Source organism: Paenibacillus sp. FSL R5-0636 (genome assembly GCF_037974255.1).
GTDB lineage: Bacteria > Bacillota > Bacilli > Paenibacillales > Paenibacillaceae > Paenibacillus_AQ > Paenibacillus_AQ odorifer.
In genome coordinates this window covers 5,939,869-5,960,190 of record NZ_CP150232.1, presented here as the reverse complement: position 1 = coordinate 5,960,190, position 20,322 = coordinate 5,939,869, and the positions used below count along the sequence as shown (strand labels likewise).

21 protein-coding genes are annotated in these 20,322 nt (G+C 43.8%); 13 read left to right on the top strand and 8 right to left on the bottom strand.

The annotated features are described in order from the left end of the window. Nucleotides 1–23 precede the first annotated feature (23 nt). Nucleotides 24–890: a MetQ/NlpA family ABC transporter substrate-binding protein gene (locus MKX34_RS27280; RefSeq protein ID WP_036685252.1), complete on the top strand. Its 867-nt coding sequence runs from the start codon at nt 24–26 to the stop codon at nt 888–890. A 158-nt stretch (nt 891–1,048) separates the two neighbouring features. Here the strand turns inward: MKX34_RS27280 and MKX34_RS27275 are convergent, their stop codons facing one another. Then, nucleotides 1,049–1,297 carry a NifU family protein gene (locus tag MKX34_RS27275; RefSeq protein ID WP_036685249.1) on the bottom strand — a complete coding sequence of 83 codons (249 nt, stop codon included), beginning with the start codon at nt 1,295–1,297 and terminating at the stop codon, nt 1,049–1,051. Between the two features lie 81 nt (nt 1,298–1,378). Here MKX34_RS27275 and MKX34_RS27270 point away from each other — a divergent pair, with 81 nt between their 5' ends. Continuing rightward, nucleotides 1,379–1,633 (top strand): YuzB family protein, encoded by a 255-nt coding sequence (locus MKX34_RS27270; RefSeq protein ID WP_036685247.1) that lies wholly within the window; start codon nt 1,379–1,381, stop codon nt 1,631–1,633. Between the two features lie 410 nt (nt 1,634–2,043). Here MKX34_RS27270 and MKX34_RS27265 read toward each other — a convergent pair whose 3' ends face one another. Then, entirely contained in the window at nt 2,044–3,105 is a 1,062-nt protein-coding gene (locus MKX34_RS27265) for an NAD(P)/FAD-dependent oxidoreductase (protein WP_076099373.1), read from the bottom strand. Nucleotides 3,106–3,156: 51 nt separating this feature from the next. Then, nucleotides 3,157–4,263 (bottom strand): aminofutalosine synthase MqnE, encoded by a 1,107-nt coding sequence (gene mqnE / locus MKX34_RS27260; RefSeq protein WP_076296373.1) that lies wholly within the window; start codon nt 4,261–4,263, stop codon nt 3,157–3,159. 458 nt (nt 4,264–4,721) lie between these two features. On the opposite strand from mqnE, the gene MKX34_RS27255 reads away from it, so the two are divergent. Continuing rightward, the gene (locus MKX34_RS27255; protein ID WP_076296374.1) at nt 4,722–5,081 is read left to right on the top strand and encodes an iron-sulfur cluster assembly accessory protein; all 360 of its coding nucleotides are present in this window, start codon (nt 4,722–4,724) and stop codon (nt 5,079–5,081) included. 101 nt (nt 5,082–5,182) lie between these two features. Further along, the gene (locus MKX34_RS27250) at nt 5,183–5,635 is read left to right on the top strand and encodes a GNAT family N-acetyltransferase (protein WP_036685234.1); all 453 of its coding nucleotides are present in this window, start codon (nt 5,183–5,185) and stop codon (nt 5,633–5,635) included. Nucleotides 5,636–6,073: 438 nt separating this feature from the next. On the opposite strand, the gene MKX34_RS27245 is transcribed toward MKX34_RS27250, so the two are convergent. Then, on the bottom strand, nt 6,074–6,283 hold the full coding sequence (locus MKX34_RS27245) for a hypothetical protein (protein WP_036685233.1): 210 nt from the start codon (nt 6,281–6,283) through the stop codon (nt 6,074–6,076). A gap of 333 nt (nt 6,284–6,616) precedes the next feature. Here MKX34_RS27245 and MKX34_RS27240 point away from each other — a divergent pair, with 333 nt between their 5' ends. Together MKX34_RS27240 and sda are read left to right on the top strand one after the other, a co-directional pair. Beyond that, the gene (locus MKX34_RS27240) at nt 6,617–7,279 is read left to right on the top strand and encodes a YheC/YheD family protein (protein ID WP_036685231.1); all 663 of its coding nucleotides are present in this window, start codon (nt 6,617–6,619) and stop codon (nt 7,277–7,279) included. A 315-nt stretch (nt 7,280–7,594) separates the two neighbouring features. Continuing rightward, nucleotides 7,595–7,738 (top strand): sporulation histidine kinase inhibitor Sda, encoded by a 144-nt coding sequence (sda, locus tag MKX34_RS27235; RefSeq protein ID WP_036685584.1) that lies wholly within the window; start codon nt 7,595–7,597, stop codon nt 7,736–7,738. A 132-nt stretch (nt 7,739–7,870) separates the two neighbouring features. Here sda and MKX34_RS27230 read toward each other — a convergent pair whose 3' ends face one another. After that, the gene (locus MKX34_RS27230; RefSeq protein ID WP_036685581.1) at nt 7,871–8,845 is read right to left on the bottom strand and encodes an NAD(P)/FAD-dependent oxidoreductase; all 975 of its coding nucleotides are present in this window, start codon (nt 8,843–8,845) and stop codon (nt 7,871–7,873) included. Between the two features lie 331 nt (nt 8,846–9,176). On the opposite strand from MKX34_RS27230, the gene MKX34_RS27225 reads away from it, so the two are divergent. Then, nucleotides 9,177–10,370, top strand: a complete 1,194-nt coding sequence (locus MKX34_RS27225) for an NAD(P)/FAD-dependent oxidoreductase (protein ID WP_036685230.1) — start codon at nt 9,177–9,179, stop codon at nt 10,368–10,370. 1 nt (nt 10,371) lies between these two features. Next, nucleotides 10,372–10,650: a hypothetical protein gene (locus MKX34_RS27220; protein WP_036685228.1), complete on the top strand. Its 279-nt coding sequence runs from the start codon at nt 10,372–10,374 to the stop codon at nt 10,648–10,650. 65 nt (nt 10,651–10,715) lie between these two features. Here MKX34_RS27220 and hemQ read toward each other — a convergent pair whose 3' ends face one another. Beyond that, entirely contained in the window at nt 10,716–11,474 is a 759-nt protein-coding gene (gene hemQ / locus MKX34_RS27215) for a hydrogen peroxide-dependent heme synthase (protein WP_036685226.1), read from the bottom strand. 373 nt (nt 11,475–11,847) lie between these two features. On the opposite strand from hemQ, the gene MKX34_RS27210 reads away from it, so the two are divergent. The 3 genes from MKX34_RS27210 (at nt 11,848) to dnaI (ending at nt 14,898) form a co-directional block, all read left to right on the top strand. Next, nucleotides 11,848–12,144, top strand: a complete 297-nt coding sequence (locus MKX34_RS27210) for a YuiB family protein (protein ID WP_036685224.1) — start codon at nt 11,848–11,850, stop codon at nt 12,142–12,144. A gap of 240 nt (nt 12,145–12,384) precedes the next feature. Continuing rightward, on the top strand, nt 12,385–13,923 hold the full coding sequence (locus MKX34_RS27205) for a DnaD domain protein (RefSeq protein ID WP_038573182.1): 1,539 nt from the start codon (nt 12,385–12,387) through the stop codon (nt 13,921–13,923). Between the two features lie 18 nt (nt 13,924–13,941). Further along, a complete protein-coding gene (gene dnaI / locus MKX34_RS27200) occupies nt 13,942–14,898 on the top strand; it encodes a primosomal protein DnaI (RefSeq protein ID WP_036685219.1) in 957 nt (318 codons plus the stop codon). Between the two features lie 474 nt (nt 14,899–15,372). On the opposite strand, the gene MKX34_RS27195 is transcribed toward dnaI, so the two are convergent. Then, on the bottom strand, nt 15,373–15,531 hold the full coding sequence (locus tag MKX34_RS27195) for a YqzM family protein (RefSeq protein WP_094902239.1): 159 nt from the start codon (nt 15,529–15,531) through the stop codon (nt 15,373–15,375). A 353-nt stretch (nt 15,532–15,884) separates the two neighbouring features. Between MKX34_RS27195 and trxA the strand changes: the two genes are divergently transcribed. Both trxA and uvrC read left to right on the top strand, forming a co-directional pair. Continuing rightward, a complete protein-coding gene (gene trxA / locus MKX34_RS27190) occupies nt 15,885–16,202 on the top strand; it encodes a thioredoxin (RefSeq protein WP_036679814.1) in 318 nt (105 codons plus the stop codon). 121 nt (nt 16,203–16,323) lie between these two features. After that, nucleotides 16,324–18,276: an excinuclease ABC subunit UvrC gene (gene uvrC / locus MKX34_RS27185; RefSeq protein ID WP_303396590.1), complete on the top strand. Its 1,953-nt coding sequence runs from the start codon at nt 16,324–16,326 to the stop codon at nt 18,274–18,276. Nucleotides 18,277–18,374: 98 nt separating this feature from the next. On the opposite strand, the gene MKX34_RS27180 is transcribed toward uvrC, so the two are convergent. Continuing rightward, complete coding sequence (locus tag MKX34_RS27180; protein WP_076296376.1) at nt 18,375–20,051, bottom strand: CPBP family intramembrane glutamic endopeptidase; 1,677 nt, start codon at nt 20,049–20,051, stop codon at nt 18,375–18,377. Nucleotides 20,052–20,322 lie beyond the last annotated feature (271 nt).

The window sequence follows — 20,322 nt, the reverse complement described above, 5'->3', positions numbered from 1 at the left end:
TATAGATTAGAGGGGGATTTACAATGAAAAAAGTACTACTTACATTTTTTAGCCTGACACTGGTTGCGGTGCTTGCGGCTTGCGGTAACAACAATGCATCTAATAATGCTGGGAGCTCGGCTGCTACAACAGCACCAAATGCAGAAGCAACAAGTGAACCTACTAAAGATCCTGTGAAACTGGTTATTGGTGCCTCACCTGTGCCTCATGCTGAAATTTTGAAGGCTATTGCTCCATTGCTTGAAAAAGATGGAATTACACTTGAAATTAAAGAATTTACTGACTATATTCAACCTAACGTGCAGCTTGATGAGAAGGAGTTAGACGCTAACTTTTTCCAACACCAACCGTATCTGGATGACCAAAACAAAAATAATAAAACAGATCTGGTCTCCGTTGCATCCGTTCACGTTGAGCCTTTTGGAGCTTATTCCAAAAAAATCAAATCGATCGATGAGTTGGCTGATGGTGCAAAAGTTGCCATTCCGAACGATGCTACTAACGGTGGCCGTGCACTAATCCTACTTGCAAAAAATGGTCTGATTACCTTGAAAGATGATACAAACATTGCTGCAACGAAAGCAGATATCACTGAAAACAAGAAAAACCTCGACATTATTGAATTGGAAGCAGCTATGCTCCCACGTCAACTGGATGAGGTAGACCTTGCTTTGATCAACACGAACTTTGCACTAGACGCTGGTCTTGTTCCAACTAAAGATGCACTGTTCATCGAGGGTGTAGATTCCCCTTATGCTAACATTTTGGTAACCCGTCAAGACAATAAAGATTCCGAAGCCATCAAAAAGCTGGTTGCTGCCCTGAATTCTCCAGAAGCTAAAGCTTTCATTGAAGAAAAGTACGAAGGTGCGATCATTCCAGCGTTTTAAGGAATTAAGCTAAATTCGTCTATAGTCATAACAAGAACCCGCAGCCAAGTTGGCTTGCGGGTTTTGTGTTCTAAGGTTGTGAGAGAATGTTAAATCCTCTATAATAAGAAAATCCCGATCTCCTTTACAGGAGAATCGGGAGGGTTATTGAACGGGATTTAGAATACTTGAACTACTTCTTCAACGCCTTCTACTTCTTCAAGGAGGGCGCGTTCAATCCCGGCTTTCAAGGTGATCGTGGAGCTTGGGCAGCTGCCGCAGGCACCCATAAGTTTCAACTTAACGATGCCGTCTTCCACATCGACCAGTTCTACGTCACCGCCATCGCGCTGCAGGAACGGACGAAGCTTATCCAGCACTTCTAGTACTTCATCATACATCTCGGTGCTTTGTGCATTCTCACTCATTTCTCAATCACTCCTTTCGTAAGTTCATTATAGTACAAAAAGTTAAAAAATAAAATGGTTAGGCGGAATAGGGAGATCATCATGAGACCAATTATTGAATTTTGTTCCAGCAACATGGGTCACGGAACAGACAAGCTAATGCATAAGCTGGAGGAAAATCCGGATTATGATGTCATTGAATACGGATGTCTGAACAATTGTGGAGAGTGTTATTTAATGCCTTTCGCCATGGTTGAAGGTGACATTATTGCAGCAGACACTGTTGCAGAGCTAGAAGAGAAAATTGAGGCCAAGATCAAAGAGCTTGAGGCTTGGTTTAATATAGATCTTGACTAAATTTCTCGAGAAAAAAAGAGGGAGCACTTCATAATCTAAATTATGGAGTGCTCCCTCTTTTTGGAACCTTACTTGAACAAAATCCACCAATTTGATCGATTAGGCAACATATTGGAGAGTGCAGGTGCTACCGTGAAGGTGCCACCGGACTCAGGCGACCTTATATTGAGTATTTTCCTACATTTGGATTGCTATCGGACCCCATAGTCACTATTCACCTGAAAAACAGCATAAATGAACCTCATTATAAGCAATAACTTCACTGGAGTCCGAAACTCTCCTCCAAAGGCTAAAAATTTGCGAATAAGGATATCTGAGTCCGTAGAGTATACGCACCAATAACGTAAGAAAGCTACTCTCGTGTTTATCTGAGAGTAGCTTCGTTGAATACTTATGAACCAATCTTAGGCTTATCCTAAAGTGCGTTTCGACATCCAGAGCACTCCGCTCTTGAGGATGCGGGGAACCCGTCCTTTGACGGAGCGTTGTCCCATAAGTCCGAATCCTGCTTTTTTGCCTAGTGACCCTAAAGTACCCTTCAGGCGAATAGGATGAAGCTTAGGAGTCTCACCGCGCCAGGTGGCTTGAATAACCTGAGCTACCTGCTCACCCTGTGCTCCAGCGGCTTGTGCGCTTGGTGCGAATGGCAGACTGGCACAGTCACCAATCACATATACCTCAGGATAATCCGGTATACGATAATACTCATCCAGCATAATCCGTCCACCGCGGTCCTTCGACACATTCAAATCTTGAACTACTTTTACAGGTTGAATTCCTGCGGTCCATACTGTCACATCTGAAAGGATTTCCTCGGTACCGTTAAAAATCGAATCCTTCTCTACATGAGATACAGAGATTCGTCCCAGCGTTTGCACCTGATGGTGATGAAACCATTCCTCTACGTACTGTGACAGCTTTGCCGGAAAGGCAGACAAAACACGTTCACCGCGATCCAGAATAGCAATGTTAAGGTCTGGACGGCTCTCCCGAAGCTCTGCGGCTAATTCAACACCGCTTAATCCTCCACCTACGATGTTTATCGTTCCGTAAGGCTTCACATCATTTAAACGGCGGTAGGTTTCCCGAGTACCAGCAAAGGTCTGGATGCTGCAGGTATATTGATCAGCACCAGGGATGTTGTGGTAATTATCGGTACAGCCAAGAGCAATGGCTAGGAGATCATAAGATACAATCTCACCGGATTCCATACTGACTATTTTGCTCTCCAAATCAATGGAACTCACTTCACCGTACCGGACAGTAAGCCGGGGGTGAACCGGAAAATGAATGCGCAGGTGATAATCAGTTACGGTACCTGCGGCGAGCGCATAATATTCCGTTTTGATTCCTTGATAAGGCATTCGGTCAATTAAGATAATTTCAACATCATGAGGAAGATGATTATTGAGTAATTCTTGAATTAAGGCTAGGCCGCCGTAGCCACCGCCAAGAACGAGTATTGTTCTCATGCTGACCGAACTTCCTTTCCAATATGGGATAACAAATCTCAGGTAGTCTTCTTATTCGTATATCTTAACCTCATTATAGAAAGTGTCACGTTCGACAGGAATTCGTCCAGCACCTTTCACTAGCCAGATCAATTCGTCGCGAGTCAGACCTTCCGGTGTTAAGGCGCCAGCCGCGTGGCTGATCCGTTCTTTTAGAATTGTGCCATGCACGTCTGATGCACCGAAGTTCAGCGCAACTTGAGTAAGCTGAGGGCCAATGTTAATGAAGTACGCTTTGATGTGATCGAAATTGTCCAACATCAATCTGCTGATCGCAATGGTCTTCAGATCCTCATAAGCAGAGTTGCGGCGCATGATGCCAGCGTTTTTATTCTTAGGCTGCATGGACAATGGAATGAATACCATAAAGCCATTGGTTTCGTCCTGCAAATCACGGATTTGCATCATATGGCGGATACGGTCTTCGTGAGATTCAATGGAGCCGTACAGCATAGTGGTATGGGTCTTCATCCCAAGCTGATGTGCTGTCCGATGGACTTCCAGATATTCTTCCACATTAGCTTTGTCTACACGCATTTTTTTACGATATTGGTCGGATAATATCTCTGCGCCACCACCGGTGAGTGTTTTAAGTCCAGCAGCACGCAATTGTTCCAGTACCTCACGAATACTCAAACCGCTAATACGGGTAAAGAAATCAATCTCAGCGGCAGTGTAGGCTTTTAAGGTAACCTCAGGGAAACGTTCGTTCAAAGCCTTTAAAGAATCCACATAATATTGGAAGGGAACCTTGTCGTTATGGCCACCAACAATGTGGAATTCGCGTACGCCTGGGTGGATATGTTGTTCGACATATTGCACCATTTCCTGACCGGAAAGGGTATAGGCTCCCTCTTCTCCATCATCTTTGCGGAAATTGCAGAATGCACAGTGCGATTCGCAAACATTGGTGAAATATAGACTCATGTTTTCGATAAAATATACCCGGTTGTGATTCTTGGCGATATTGACTTCATTCGCTAGCTGGCCAATGGTAAGTAAATCGTTGCTTTGATATAAATAAACGCCATCTTCCAAATTCAATCTTTCGCCGCTGCGAACCTTATCAATAATGTTCGCCATTCGGGCATCCGTGTGGGGGGTAAAAAGAGTAGACATATTATGATTTCCTCCTGAAAGTTTACGAGCAGATTGCTCGAAGATAAATTCCAGACGTACCCAAGTGGTAGCTGTTCATTCTAAAAAAGAAAGAGGCGAGCTTGCCTCCGTGACAAATTTCCGAATTTTTACTTAGAGTGCCTTCCCTATTATAAACCTACTCTCCTAAGGGTATCAACAGCTTGATATTGATGGTGTTTTTTGCTGTGAAGGGTCATGCCTAAGGCAGTTGTGACTTGAGGGTAACGGAATAGTCGGTTATACTGAATTTATCAAGCATAAACGTCATTGGCATCCTTATAAAGGTGATAAGCGTTTGAGCGAGAAATATAAGACATAAAGAATAGGTGCAACACTTATACTTTCTTATATTTTTAAGAAATAACTTTTGGCCGGAAGGCCCCTTAAACATAAGTTTCCGCTTATGAAGTGAGACGAATTTGTAGGAGGATGAGATCATGATTAATATTAGTGAAAAAGCAGCAGAACAATTAAAGGCGATGCTTGCTGAACAAGAAGTACCGAACATGTTCCTCCGTATTGGAGTAATGCCCGGCGGTTGCAGTGGATTCTCGTACGCTATGGGCTTTGATGATAATGAAACCGATCAGGACGTATATATGGACATTCAAGACATGAAAGTGGTTGTGGAGAAGGAGAACCTTCGTTACCTGGATGGTCTCGAAATCGACTTTGAAGAATCCGGCATGACGGGTGGCTTCACCATCAACAACCCTAATGCTACTGCAACCTGTGGCTGCGGCTCAAGCTTCCGTACAGCTACGGATGCAGGGAAACCGAACGAAGAGCCTTGCTAATAGCAGCAATCACGGCTCCAAGCCCCGTGTTGGATTCTAACAACACAGGCTTGGAGTTTTTTTTATTCTCAATGACAAAAATCATCACAAGGAGTTCGGAAATGGAAATCAGAAAATTAAAAGCTGGTGAACAGCCTCCATTAGAATTACTTCTATTAGCAGATCCTTCGGAGAGCTTAGTTAACGGATATTTACGAAGAGGGTTATGTTGTGTGGCTGAGGTAGATAACAGCATCATCGGAGTCTACGTTGTGCTGCAGACAAGACCGGAGACTGTAGAGATTGTTAATATCGCCGTCGACGAAAATAAACACGGACAAGGTATAGGAAAACAGCTGCTGAACCATGCGATTCAGAATGCCAAGCTGCTTGGGGCAAAAACCATTGAAATTGGCACAGGAAATTCGAGCGTTGGACAATTGGCACTTTATCAGAAATGCGGATTCAGAATCACCGGAATTGATAGAGACTTTTTTATTAGGCATTACAGCGAAGAGATCTTTGAAAATGGGATTCAAGTCATAGATATGATACGCCTGTCGCTAGATTTATGAGTAAAAGGGGAGTTTCTCAGAAGCCATTTAATGTGCGCTGGGGTAGCTCTTTATTCTTTTACATAGGAAGCAAACCATGTATCGCGAACCTTGTATCGGACACAGATGACCCTAAACGCCGCATTTCCCCATATTTGTGGTGCCAACGGACCGCATTGCCGCTATTGCTATGAAAATCAGTAAATATGAAGCTCTTTTTAAGCAATAGTGTCACTGGAGTCCGAAACCACGCCTAAAAGGTTGAAAATCTGCAAATAGCGTCATCTGGGTCCGAAACGCTTATGGGTTAACGACACTGTTGAAGCAGATAGCTATTGATTAAAAACACAGAGCAGCGATTCTCCACATAACTGGAGAATCGCTGCTCTGTTGTTTTTTTGCGATGGTCGGACCGTCTGTTCATAGAAATAAGCTGCTTATAGGCAGTCCCTGCGTACATTAGGCTGGAATAATAAACTTGTAATTAATCATAAATACGATGAGCGCTGCAGCTCCAAGGGAGAAGGCGATACAGCCCGTACCCAGTGCTCTGCGTTTGTCTTTAATAAATTTAAAGCCGATGGCGCAGATCAGTATAGTCGTTCCAGCCAATACAATGGACATCCCAAGCATAGCCACCCAATATAAAACCTCAAAAAACTGTGCCATTCTGAGCCCTCCCCGCGCTGTGCTTTTTAGTGATTCTGTTAGTACTCACTATAATAGTAGAAATTGAAAATGTAACCGCTATTAATAATACAACGATTTTGAAGATTATTCTAGTTATAGTGAACTCATCCATTAAGATAATGATGTCGAATTTCTTGAGAACTGAATCTACAAAATCCGCGGTTGTACCCTGTCGCTGTCGACTGATGCTGTGCTAAACACTAAGCCCTTTTTGCTAAGAGCGGCATCTTACACGGACAATCATACAAGAGGGCGAGACCTTCTCTGAGTAATGTATAGGGTAGGCTGGATTGTGAAGGGAGGGAAAGGACGATGGCAGGAAGACAATTGGCCAGTAAGTGGCTGAAGACAGAGGCGTTGCTGACCGATGCTCGGGTTGCACCCTATATCCCAATGACGAGGGGGTACAGGGCAGAAACGCTCCTGGCAATGCTTCGTAAATATGGAAATGTTGTCATTAAACCTATTGTGGGTGGCGGAGGTTACGGTGTAATCAAAGTTTTTCGGGATAGTCGCGGTTATGGATTCACCTATATGGACAGAACTCGAATTTACAAGGATTTTGGATCCATGAGACGTGCGCTTAATACTGTGAAAGCAAGACGCAGATATTTGATTCAACAAGGGATTTCCCTGGCGAGAATCGGCGGGCGGCCTATTGATTATCGGGTCAAAGTAGTTAAAAATGGTGATGTTTGGGAATTTCGCTCCATGGTAGGTAGATTGGCTCGGCCAGGTCTGTTCGTGACCAATCTTTGTAAAGGGGGAACGATGCTATCATGTCGTGAAGGACTTCGTAGATCGTTGCCGCGGATTAAAGCTTCAGCGAAGAAAGCAGAAATGCGGAGACTAACCCATGTATGTATCGGAATTATGGAACGGCATTTTCCGGGAATAGGTGAGCTGGGCTTTGATTATGCTGTAGATTATTCGGGGAAAATATGGATTCTGGAGGTTAATACAAGACCTCAATAAATTAACAATTATTTTAAGAATTGACGATAATAGAGTAGTAAGATAAAATTGCGTTTAGTTGCGTTCTTTTGGGGTAAATAACATTGTAATTTATTTACAATAAAAATATATTTTTAGCTGTATACAAGTGGTTCAATCCTGTGTATAACTATTATCCCCATAGTCCACTGTGTAGCTAGTACCTTTATAACGCTTACACACATTTTATACACAGGATTTCCACATGTACTTGTGGATAACGCGAACGCTTGTTCGAAAAATGATAGTTTGATATGATAGATTCAGATCCAAATAAAGGAAAGGTAGATGAAGTTTATGGTTGAATTGTCGGATGAGATGCTGCTTGACTCTTACCATAGAGCAATAGAGCTGCAACTAGAGCATGATTTCATCGCTCTTCTACTCGTTGAAATTCGCAAACGAAACTTACACTCTCCAGTACATGCGGTTCTTCATTAAAAAGCGCAAAGGATAACTTTGTAGCAGGCTACATATATAAAACCGCGAGGCACAAACAAACATAAAAGGGTATCCTCACAGGCTGTTATCAACAGGCCTGTAAGAATACCCTTTTTTATTGTGTTAATAGATTTAGAGTTTCATATTACTGCTGTGACCCGGTGAAAGCTTGGCTTCTGGATCAATGTACACCTTAGCATTATTCACAGCCGTTGGAGCTTCGCCAAATCCTACAGCAATCAGCTTCAGCTTACCAGGATAAGTTGTGATATCGCCGGCAGCAAATATGCCTGGAATACTTGTTTCCATACGCGAGTCAACAACAATGGAGTTCCCCTCAATCTCAATACCCCATTCGGCAATAGGACCTAGGGAAGAGATGAATCCGAAGTTAACAATAACGCTGTCCACTTCAATTTCTTGAGTTTCTTTGGTCTTGATATTTGACAATGTAACCTTAGTAATGAACTCTTCACCATGCAGCTCTGTAATTTCAGTAGGGGTAACTACGTTAACCTTGGAAGCCATCAGGTTCTCAACGCTATGTTCATGCGCACGGAATTTATCCCGGCGGTGAATCAGGGTTACCTGTTCAGCGATGGGTTCCAGCATGAGTGCCCAGTCAACTGCAGAGTCACCGCCACCGCTGATCAGAACTTTTTTATCTTTAAAGGCATTTAGATCATTTACAAAATAATGGAGGTTTGCTTTTTCAAAACGTCCAGCGTTGGGTAATTCCAAACGACGAGGTTCAAATGCACCTACACCAGCTGTAATGATGATCGCCTTACTGTGGTATTCGGCTACATCGGTTGTAACCACAAAATGACGTTCGTCCCGTTTTTGAACAGAAATCACTTTCTCCTCCAGCCGGATATTGGATTGGAACATATCCATTTGCCGAGACAGGTTGTCGACCAATTCTTGTGCTGTTACTTTTGGAAAACCTGCCACATCATAAATGTATTTTTCTGGATAAAGGGCAGCAAGTTGTCCCCCCAATTGGGGCATACTTTCAATAAGGGTTACTGATGCCTGACGCATTCCGCCGTAAAATGCGGCAAACATGCCAGCTGGCCCGCCACCTATGATTAAAAGGTCGCTCATAGGAACGCTGGATTGCTCTTGGGTCACGGGATATTACACCTCCGAGTTGATATATTCATTTTGCCATACTTGTGTACCTACTTATTATAATCATTGTGACACATACCTGCAAAGAAAGACTTTAGAAGTCAATAAAAGTGTGACGTTTTTTAGTATTTTAATGTTTGATTAATGCTACACTAAGGTTTACAATGGATATGGTCAATTTAGAAATGCTTCAAGTTTGATTGGAATTTCTTCTAAATATAAGTGTATAAATTCACAAAAAGGACCGTACATTGTTTCAATAAAAAATACAAAGACAGATTTACCTCTTGGAAGGAGCCGGAACATGAGTAGTATTCCCAAAATCGTTATCTTAGGCGCGGGCTATGGGGGTATTTTGACCGCACAGCGCTTGCAGAAGGCTTTGAATTATAATGAAGCGGATGTCACGCTTGTAAACCGTCACGAGTACCACTATTTTACTACCCATCTACATATGCCTGCCGCGGGTACGGACAGTATTGAACACACTCGGGTGTCCATTTCGAAACTAATCGATGAATTCAAGATCGACCTCGTGAAGTCATCTGTTCAGGAAATTCGTACTCAGCAGAAAAAGATTATTTTGGAGGATGGTACCCTATCGTACGATTATCTTGTCATTGCTTTAGGTGGAGAGCCTGAAACATTTGGTATTCCTGGACTTGATAAATACGCACTGACAATCCGGAGCATCAATTCCGTTCGTTTAATTCGCGAGCATATTGAATATCAATTCGCTAAGTACAAGAACGAGAACAATGCTCAGGAGCATATTAATTTTGTTGTCGGTGGTGCCGGCTTTAGCGGTATCGAATTTGTAGCTGAATTAGCTGACCGTATCCCTGGACTGTGTAAAGAATATGACGTTGATCCAAGTATGGTTAATATATATAACGTAGAGGCTGCTCCGACAGCACTGCCTGGTTTTGCTCCTGAGCTTGTTGAGTATGCGATGGACTTGCTCACCAAAAAGGGAGTTACCTTCAAGATGGGGGTTGCGATCAAGGAGTGTCTGCCAAACGGGGTGATTCTGGCATCAGGCGAAGAAATCAAAGCCTCCACAATTATTTGGACAGGCGGAATCCGTGGCAATCGTCTTATTGAGGCTGCCGGATTTGAAGCTATGCGTGGGCGTGTGAAGGTAGATGAATATCTACGTGCACCGGGCCAAGAGAATATCTTCATTATTGGTGATGGCTCCCTTATGATTAATCCGGAAGGACGCCCTTACCCGCCAACCGCTCAAATTGCTATGCAGCAGGGTGAATGCTGTGCGCATAATTTGGTGGCAGCAATCCGCAATCAACAGCCGAAGAAATTCGCATTCAGCAATAAAGGAACCGTAGCTTCCCTAGGCAAAGGCCAAGGAATCGCTGTAGTAGGCAGTAAAACTTACAAGGGCTGGACTGCCGCTCAGTTGAAAAAAGTTGTAGATATGCGCTACTTGTTCATTATCGGCGGAATTCCGCTGGTTCTGAAAAAAGGAAGATTCTTATAAGATGCGCCATTGCAGCGTACAGGTACGCGGACTGCTGACTCGGGAAGAATTGGACCGTTATAACGGACTGATAGAGGTTGGATCTTATCTGGAGGATCAGAACCAGTATGATCTGGCTTATATCGTTCAGAAGGAAATTGATCTGCTCATTCTCCCTGGTATCGAACGCCTGAAGGATAAAGGGCGCGCTCGGGATCGGGCCACGGCTGAATATCTGGAAAGTTTACGTGAAGATGATGAGGATAACGAAGATGAGGATTCAGGAACTTCGGTGTCTTAATCTAATAATATGGTAGTAAAAAGGGTGTGTCTCCATACGAACTGGAGACACACCCTTTTTTGTTATTACAGCTTGAGCATTTCTTCAAAAGATTCTTCAGTCAGCAGATTGCCGACATAAAAAGGTCCGAATTCGCCGTAACGAGCACTTACTTCGTCAAAACGCATTTCGTATACCAGCTTTTTGAATTGCAGTGCATCTTCAGCGAACAGAGTCACGCCCCATTCCCAGTCATCAAAACCGACGGAGCCGGTGATAATTTGCTTCACTTTGCCTGCATATGAACGTCCAATTAACCCGTGTGAAGCCATGAGTTCCCGGCGTTTGTCCATATCAAGCATGTACCAGTTATCGGCAAGCTCGCGTTTTTTGTTCATAGGATAGAAACAGATGTGTTTCGCTTGCGGTAAAATAGGCTTTAGCCGTGCGGCAACATGCGGATTCTGCATTGGATCGCTGCCGTCGCTGCCACTGCCACCAGCAGCGTAGTTGCTTAATTCAACAATACTTACATATGAATAAGCTTTGGTTGTATATTGAGCAAAAGCGATTTTGTTAAAGGCGGTCTCAAGTTGGTTCAAAGCTTCTAGGCTTTCGCGCAAAAACATCATTACAAAATCGGCCTTTTGGCCCACTATGGAGTATACTGCGGTGCTGCCTTCTTTAGCTTCCTCAACAGGGCTCCATTCCTGCATAAAAGCATGTAGTTCTTCCAGGGCAACGGCACGTTCTTCATCATCTGCTGCCGTCCAAGCGGTCCAGTTCAGAGAGCGGAAGTCATGCAGTGCATACCAGCCTTCCAGTGTCAAAGCGGCTTCGATCATGATCTCACTCCTTAAAAGTTTTACGAAGCATAAGCCTCGTTGAAATAACATCGCGTAAAACTTGCTCCGAAAGCATACGCTTAGTTTTACGAAGCATAAGCCTCGCCCAAAATAACATCGCGTAAAACTCGCAATTGAAGCATAAACTTAGTCTTACGAAGCATCTGCTTCATAGGCTATGTATGATCTGATTAATCTACTTGCATTGTATCGCAATCAAGCCGCCAAGAGCAAACGGAGGCATCCTGTAAGTGTGCGAATTAGTGCGTGAATTTGAATAAAGTTCATTGCTTCGTGACATTTTTTCTAGTAAACTTACTACTAGCTTGTAAAAGATGTGCGCTTCTTTATAGAAAGGGGTGGAGACGGTAAGATGGGATTTATTCCAGTGTTTATCCTAGCCGTTTTATTCTTTGTGATGATGTTTGGTATCGGCTTTATTCTTAACATGTTAATGAAGACAACCTGGTTCCCCGCTTATCTATTCGTACTTATTATTCTACCCGTCGTAATCTATTCTATTTGGGATAGAAACGCGATGTCGCTCTGGGAGCATCTCTCCAGTTTCCACTTTGTTGATTATCTTACAGGTGTCGCTGGTCTTGCAGGTGCTATACTTAGTGGATGGACCATTCAAAAGCTGCGCTTTGGCGGTTACAAGATGTTTTAAAGATTCGAAAGAGCCTATGTTATGATTCAGTCTTATATTTCTGCGAGAAACGGGATACCTTCCTCTTTAGAGGACGGCGAAGCCGTTTCTTCTTGTTTAATAGAGGTAGATATTCGTAAGAAGAAGTTGATTATATTGCGAAAAGAGTCGGAATTGGGATTTTATTTACATTTTCGCTATGTTAATTTGTGATAGAATAGAATCCTGTATGAATTCGTGTAAACAAGGGGGTATCCGTAGATGCGGATGAGTAACTTACATCATTTCACCGAACATCATCGGTACTGCGTTTCCCGCGAATTTGGTCTTAGTGTTATAGATGGACGTATGCTTAGCTCTGTATATCAACCTATGGTGGGAGCCTTTGCAATCAGTTTCTATCGCTTGCTGGTTGAACATGTGCCAGCAGATAGCATTGGCTATTCTGGAGTGGAGCAACAGCGCAGGCTATTTATGACTTTGGGTGTTGAACCCAATGAGAAAGGCCGCAAATATTTAATTGATCAGGCTTCCCGGTTAGAAGCAGTGGGTCTGTTGCAGACCTGTCGAATCTATGTGCCGGAAACAGATGATTATTTATATGAATATGAGCTAATGCCGCCGCTATCGCCAGCCGACTTTTTTGCCACTCAGCATTTAACCTTGCTGTTACGTGATAAGATTGGCAAATTTGCTGTGCTGTCCTTACGGGAACAGTTCTGGAATCGCGAGCCGGAAGAGTGGAGTCGCAGATCTATAGGCAAAGAGAATATTTCCGTGCCTTTTTATGATATTTTTCAACTTAATACACATGTCATTGATTATGAGTTGGAGCAAGCTTTGGCGGAGGTAGCCTCTGTTCGACAGCCCGGCACGCTTGAATCCGGAGAGCAGGCAATCGGATATAGTGACATTATTTTGCGTTTTCCACGGGAGTCTGTGAATCGGGCTCATGTAGAAAAACTGCGCTTTGACCATACTCAAATGGGTGTAATTAACTATGTTGCTCATAAATACGAACTGAGTCCGCAGGATTTATGTCGTTTGCTGGATGAGGATGGAGTGTTCTCACCGGAGGGCGAGGTAATGCTGGATGCGTTGCAATATAAAGCGAGCCAACATTTCAGGCAAGATATGAAACGACAGGAAAAACGTGAAATTGCGGCTGCAAAAGTTGTTTCCATCCGGTCCAGTGCGACCGAAGAGAATGATGATTCTATAGCACCACCAGAGCAATCAGTTGAGATGGAGTATTATGTAGAAGTACCGCCACAATTTTTGTCCAAATGCGACATTCACCAATATAATATGATGCTGCGTAACGAACCTTATACAAGACTGCTACAAACCTTTTTCCCGGGTGCAGTGCCCAGCCATCTGATGGATATGTTCGAGAAAATAGATCTGAACTATAAGCTGAGCGGTGAAGTAATTAATGTACTCATTCATTATTTAATGACTATGGTAGCTTCGGGTGGAGAACAGCGGATGAACCGCAATTTTGTAGAGGCTATCGCCTCCAATATGCTGGTTAAACAAGTGAACACCTATGAGAAGGCTGTAAGATATATTAGAGATCAGTCCAAAGTGAAGGGCAAGGGGACAACGCCTAATACTGCTGGAGGAACACGATCACGTTCTTATGCCAAAAATACAGGCCGATCCAATAAACCGGAAATTCCGATTGTGCTGGATGATGGAAGTGCCGGAACAGTATCGGAAGAGGAATTCGCGGCGATGATGAAGAAAGCGGCAGAAATTAAGGCTAGTAAGAAAAAAGGCGTATCGCAAACGCCTTAATGAAAGAGAGGTGGAACAATGGAGTCTATGGGCGATGTACTTCGTTCGATCAACAATCCAACTCTACGGCAGCGTCAACGCGATCTTGAACAGGGGTTATTCAATCATCCACTTGTGAAGGCATTACAGTCCGAACATCCTGAGCTGGACGAATCACGACTGCGGCTTCATATGAGTCGCCTGTATCAATATGTAGAGGAAAGCCGAAACTGTGCGAACTGCCCAGGACTAGAGAAGTGTCCAAATGATTTTCCTGGCCATTATAGTAAACTAACGGTAGAAACTGTGAATGGTTCAGTGGATCTATATGAACGCAAGACGGCATGCCGACTTAAAGTGGCACAAGATAATCAGGATAATATCCGCAAACGTATTCGTAGCTTTTATGTGGACGAGCGTGTACTTAACGGCGGTTATGATGAGATAGATATTATGGGCAAAGACCCGCGCCGGGTCTCGGCTGTGAATAAAATATTTGATTATATCACCAGTGTTAAAGAGGAAGGCCTGACTTCACGCGGCATTTATTTACATGGCTCTTTCGGAACAGGCAAAACTTTTTTGATGTGTTATTTGCTGCATGAGCTTGCTGTTGCTGGATATACCGGAGTGATCGTATACATGCCAGACTTTATAGAGGACTTGAAATCGATCATGATGGATGGCCAGAAAATGAAGGAAACTGTCGATACGATGAAAAACTGTGATTTGCTTATTTTTGATGACATTGGTGCGGAAAATTTGAATCCTTGGGCTCGTGATCATGTACTTGGGGCGATCTTGAATTATCGGATGAACCGCAAACCAACCTTCTATACCTCGAATTATCCATTGGATGGCTTGGAGAAACATCTTAGCTTTACGAGCAAAGATGGTGAAGAGGTCTATAAAGGCCAACGACTAATGGATCGCATTGCTCCTTTTGTGGATGTGCTTCCACTGCATGGGGAGAATCAGCGAGGGGCCAATAGATAAGCTGGAATATTCATAATGTAAAATTCAAAAGAGCAGTGGTTCTCCTTTTATTGGAGGATGGCTGCTCTTCGTTTTTTTAGTTATTCGAACTCAAACGCCGCTTTTTCCATGCTGCGAAGCAGGATCGTCGGAAGTCTTGAGTGTACTTTAATTGTCCAAACACACTTTCCGGTTGCAACATCTGGCGGGCATACTCACTCTGATCGATAATTAGGGAATACCTCCCTAAAATTCAGAGGTTTCTGCTCATTAGACTACTAATTAGGGAATATCTCCCTAAAAATGAACTGATTCGTCAGCGAAAATAGATATTCTCCCGATTATTAGGGAGGAATTCCCTGATTCTGTTCATTTATAGCAATTATCGGCTATAATCAGGGAGTTTTTCCCTCATTATTCTCAAAAAAAGAAGCCGTCCCATAAGTAGCATTCACTACTTTTGAGACAGCTTCTTTTTATTGTGCGATGATTCCTTTACTCCGAGAGAATGAATTTAAGGATGACCATTCCGAAAAAGACAACCGTCATAAACGTGGTCATTCCGAAAAATCCGGTCATTAAATCCCCAAGATCATTGCGGGGTTCTTCGTTGATATGTTCTCGTGGGTCCCGTACTTGCGCGTTAACATCCATAGTTTCTGCCTCCTTACAGGGACAAGCCCTGTATTGTTAGATGCAAATTGACATTAGTTTTATGAAATAAGTCATTGACAATTAATGCGCTTTCTTTAAGTATACCGAAATGCTGGGGAGGTTGTAAAGAAAAGAGTACGCAAAAAAATACATTGAAGGCAATATAATTGCGAGTGATATTTCACATATCCCATAAAGATATGTTATACTTGTAATGTGTCGGTAAGTGGTAATTTGGTTATCATATTACATGAAACAATTTATTAACTCATATTTCGGAGCAGCTTCCATGAACTAAGCTTTGGCTTAAGATGTGCGTAATGCTTCGCAAAACTTAAAGGAGGAACAATATCATGGCTATCGTGAACGTGTCTGACCAATCCTTCAGTAACGAAGTGGAAGGTCAAGGTACTGTAGTAGTAGACTTCTGGGCTCCTTGGTGTGGTCCTTGTAAAATGCTCGCTCCAATCTTGGATGAATTGTCCACAGAGCTGGGAGACGACGTGAAAATTGCAAAATTGAATGTGGATGAGAATCCGGAAACGGCTTCCCGTTTTGGTGTTATGAGTATCCCAACTCTGATCTTCTTCAAAGATGGTCAACCGGTAGATAAAGTTGTGGGACTGAACTCCAAAGAATCCCTGAAAAATATCGTAGCAAAACATCAATAATTGATAGATGCTACTGTTCGGGCCTCGGCCCTGCCACTCAGCGCCTTCGGTTCATTCCGGAGGCGTTTTGTGTGCTGAATGCCAACTAATCATGGGTCCAATTTAGCTGGAGGGGATCATTTTGGACAATATCCGCAATAAACTGGCACTACTACCCGATCTGCCTGGCTGCTATCTGATGAAGAATCAGGAAGGCACTATTATTTATGTGGGCAAAGCGAAGGTACTCAAGAATCGGGTGCGGTCTTATTTTACAGGCAGTCATAATGGTAAAACGCAGCGGCTTGTCGCTAATATTGCTGATTTCGAATACATCGTTACGTCCAGTAACATGGAAGCGCTCATTCTAGAGTGTAATCTGATTAAGAAACATATGCCGCGTTATAATGTGCTTTTGAAAGACGACAAGACGTTTCCTTATATAAAAATAACGAATGAAACTCACCCGCGCCTTGAGGTTACACGCCGGGTGATTAAAGATAAAGCAAAATATTTTGGCCCTTATCCTAATGCTTATGCTGCTCAGCAGACAAAAAAGCTCCTAGATCGTATGTACCCGCTTCGTAAATGCGGTGTGATGCCAAAGGAGGTCTGTCTTTACTATCACATGGGCCAGTGTCTGGCACCGTGTGAGAAGGAGGTTCAGAAATCCGAGTATGAGCAGATTACGCAGGATATCGCTGCTTTTCTAGGCGGAGGTCATGAGGCGGTTAAAAAGGATTTACAGCAAAAAATGCAGGAAGCTGCTGAGGAGTTATATTTTGAGCGGGCGAAGGAACTGCGGGATCAGATTATCCATATCGATGCATTGATGGAGAAGCAGAAGATCAACACTACAGATACTAAGGACCGGGACGTATTTGGTTATGCTGTAGACAAGGGATGGATGTGTGTACAGATTCTGTACATGAGACAAGGGAAGATGATTCAGCGCCATTCCTCCGTGTTCCCGTTCTATGGTGAAGCCTACAGTGACTTTATGTCTTATGTGACGCAGTATTACAGTGATAATCCCGCTTTGCCGCAGGAGATTCTGCTGCCGGATGTGCTCGATGAGGAGTCTCTGGCTAATAAAGAGGCTAAACCTGAGATCACGATAGCTGCTCCAGCAGAAGCGGATTTACAACAGGGTGAAGATACTCCTGAATCGGCTGAAGAGGCTGAGGCACGTGCGACGGCGGCGGAGGAAGCTGCTGCAGCTGGGATCGTGGATGCCGCCGGCGGCGCCTCCATTCTGCAGGAGTGGCTGGGCATTAAGGTGCTTGTGCCACAACGCGGCCTTAAGAAGCAGATGGTTGGCATGGCCTGTCAAAATGCAAGAGTGGCTATCGACGAGAAATTCCGGCTGATTGAACGGGATGAAGAGCGTACCTCTGGAGCAGCGATCAGCTTAGGTGAGAGCTTGGGTCTTGAACGCTTGAGCCGCATTGAGGCGTTCGATAACTCGAACATTCAGGGGACTAACCCGGTCTCAGCGATGGTTGTCTTCATTGATGGCAAGCCTGCACGAAAAGAGTATCGTAAATATAAGGTTCGTACGGTAGTGGGTGCGGATGATTATGGAACGATGCGCGAGGTCATTCGGCGGCGATATGAACGGGTATTGAAGGAGAATCTTCCGATACCGGATCTTATCGTGGTCGATGGCGGGAAAGGGCAAATCTCCTCTGCTATTGATATTCTGGAGAATGAGCTGGGATTATTCATTCCGGTCTGCGGCCTTGTTAAGGATGATAAGCATAAGACGGCTCAGCTTTTGGTTGGAGATCCGCCAGAACCTGTCGCGCTAGCCCGGGACAGTCAGGAATTTTACCTTTTGCAACGGATTCAGGATGAGGTCCATAGGTTCGCGATCACCTTCCACCGTGAACAGCGCGGGAAGTCCATGGTTACCTCCAAGCTGGACTCTATACCTGGTATAGGTGAGAAGCGCCGTAAAGCGTTGCTTAAGCATTTCGGATCGCTTAAGAAAATTAAAGAAGCCTCCGTGGATGATTTCCGTACACTTTCTATTGGAGAAAAGCTGGCAAGACAAATTCTTGATGCGCTCAAGGACGAAGAGCCAACCTCATAGCAATGATGACAAAAGAAAAAGGGTATCACAGCAGCGACTAAAGCTGCTATGATGCCCTTTTTTTAATTTGGTTATAGGATGTACACTATTTTATTTTCTTAAATCAAAGAAGAAGGCTCCACCGGCTTAGGTTTCTGTGGTGGATTAAATCGATAGACGATGTAAGCGACTATGAACGGCATAATAATCGCGAAGATACCCGCGCCTACATTTACGCTCTCCTTCATAAAGATCAGCGTAGCGCCCATCAGGATGCTGTCAAACACGACGTGGCTGAACATGACAGCAATAAATCCGTAACGAAGGAAAATATAACTGAACAGCAGCCCGATTACGGTCAGCTCAATGGGACGGGAGCTGATGGGATAGATCGGATATAACGTATGGCCAAACGCCCAAACCAGCGTGGTGATCAAGCAAGCGACAAAAGTGTTCCGGAACACCTTTTTCAGCATAGGAATTCCGAAAAAGCGATAAATGGCTTCCTCAGATAAACCAGCGAGCCATGCGACGATAGGCAGAAGCCAAGCATATCTCATGTTATAAGGAGATTGGGTGGCGTCTGTAGTAGACCAATTGTGCAAGGTAAACGATAATATGATGAACATAACCGTCTGCACCCCTAGCAGAACGAAAGCCCAGATGTAACCAGCCCGGATACTGTCCAACACATATTGTCCATAGCCGGGCTCTTTGGCGCGGGGCCAAGGGTTCATGCCTTCCTCTTTTCGCCATAAGCCATTGCCGCCCACTAAAGAGAAGTAGAGCAAGGAGGACATCAGCAGGCTGTACAAAGCATAAATGATAAACATAATGACAGAGGTAATCTGTGCTTCTAGCCCTTCGCCCGTAGATTCAGGCAGCATATTATAGGTGCTGATCATCATGATTACAAAATAGGCTGAGCTTAGGAATACTCCACGTTTAAAGGAAGTATGCTCTCTTCTAAGAATACTGTAGACGAGTGCCAGAATTCCTAAAATCAGTGTGGGTATACCGTAACCGAATAATGTTAGCTTTTCCGCTAAAGAGGTCTGTCCTTGTACGTAGGAGGTATGCCAAGCTGGTGCAGTGAATCCGGCATTAAAGCTGGAGACCTGCTCTCCACTGAAATCAAAATAATAGTGCAATAAGGATTCGCCGACCTGAACAGTACTATCCGTATACACTAGCCCATGGCTTCCTGTATTCGATTCAATTTGTAGCTTGGCAGGATTTACTTCCCATTCCTGAAGCCAAGGACGAGCAAGATTCTCCTTCTGCGCTAGAGTGAGGTCAGCTCCCTTGTCCTCTTTTGCACCAACGGAAGCGATGCCTGACCCCTCTTCGGAGGCAACTTTTGCAGCCTTTGAGAAAGCGACAATCTTACCGTTATACATATTGAGGTCAACGATGATTTGCGGCTCTTGCTCCGCTGAAGGAGTAAGCGTTGCACGAAAGACATCAAAAGGATATTTTTGATCCAATTTTTTCTTGGTGTAGTCCTCCACAAGCTTCTCGCGAGACATATAACCATAAAAGGAAGAGTCCGTCTCGTAAAGTACATTCCATTGATCGTTTGGTGCTTCGGTGTAATTGAGCTTTTGTTCTGCGAATAATACGGCTTGGTCACGGGCTTCTGCCTTGCTAATGACGGTGGTATCTTCCCCTGTAGAGCTGCTTAGCAGCGAAGGGGAAATCTGAAACATAATAAATAGAATAAGACCGATAATGCCCGAGATGATGAGCCTCTTGGAGAGGGCACGTTGCTGTAGGGGCTGGCCGACGGGATTCATGTAACGCCTCCTTGTTATGTACTGACAATATTATGTTCCATTATAGTATTAGTGCCTGGCTGGTTACAAAAAACATTATATGTCCTTTTTATGGGTAATAGAGATAGTATAGAATAGTCATGTGAATTTATACCATGAATTTTATCGTGTTCATTTGTGTACGAATGGTGAGAATCGGTGTAATTGCAGGGAAAACACGGAAAAGTGATGAGAAAAGGTACTCCATTTGATGCAGTCTCTTTAAACCGCATTTTTTCATGTGAATGAGCAT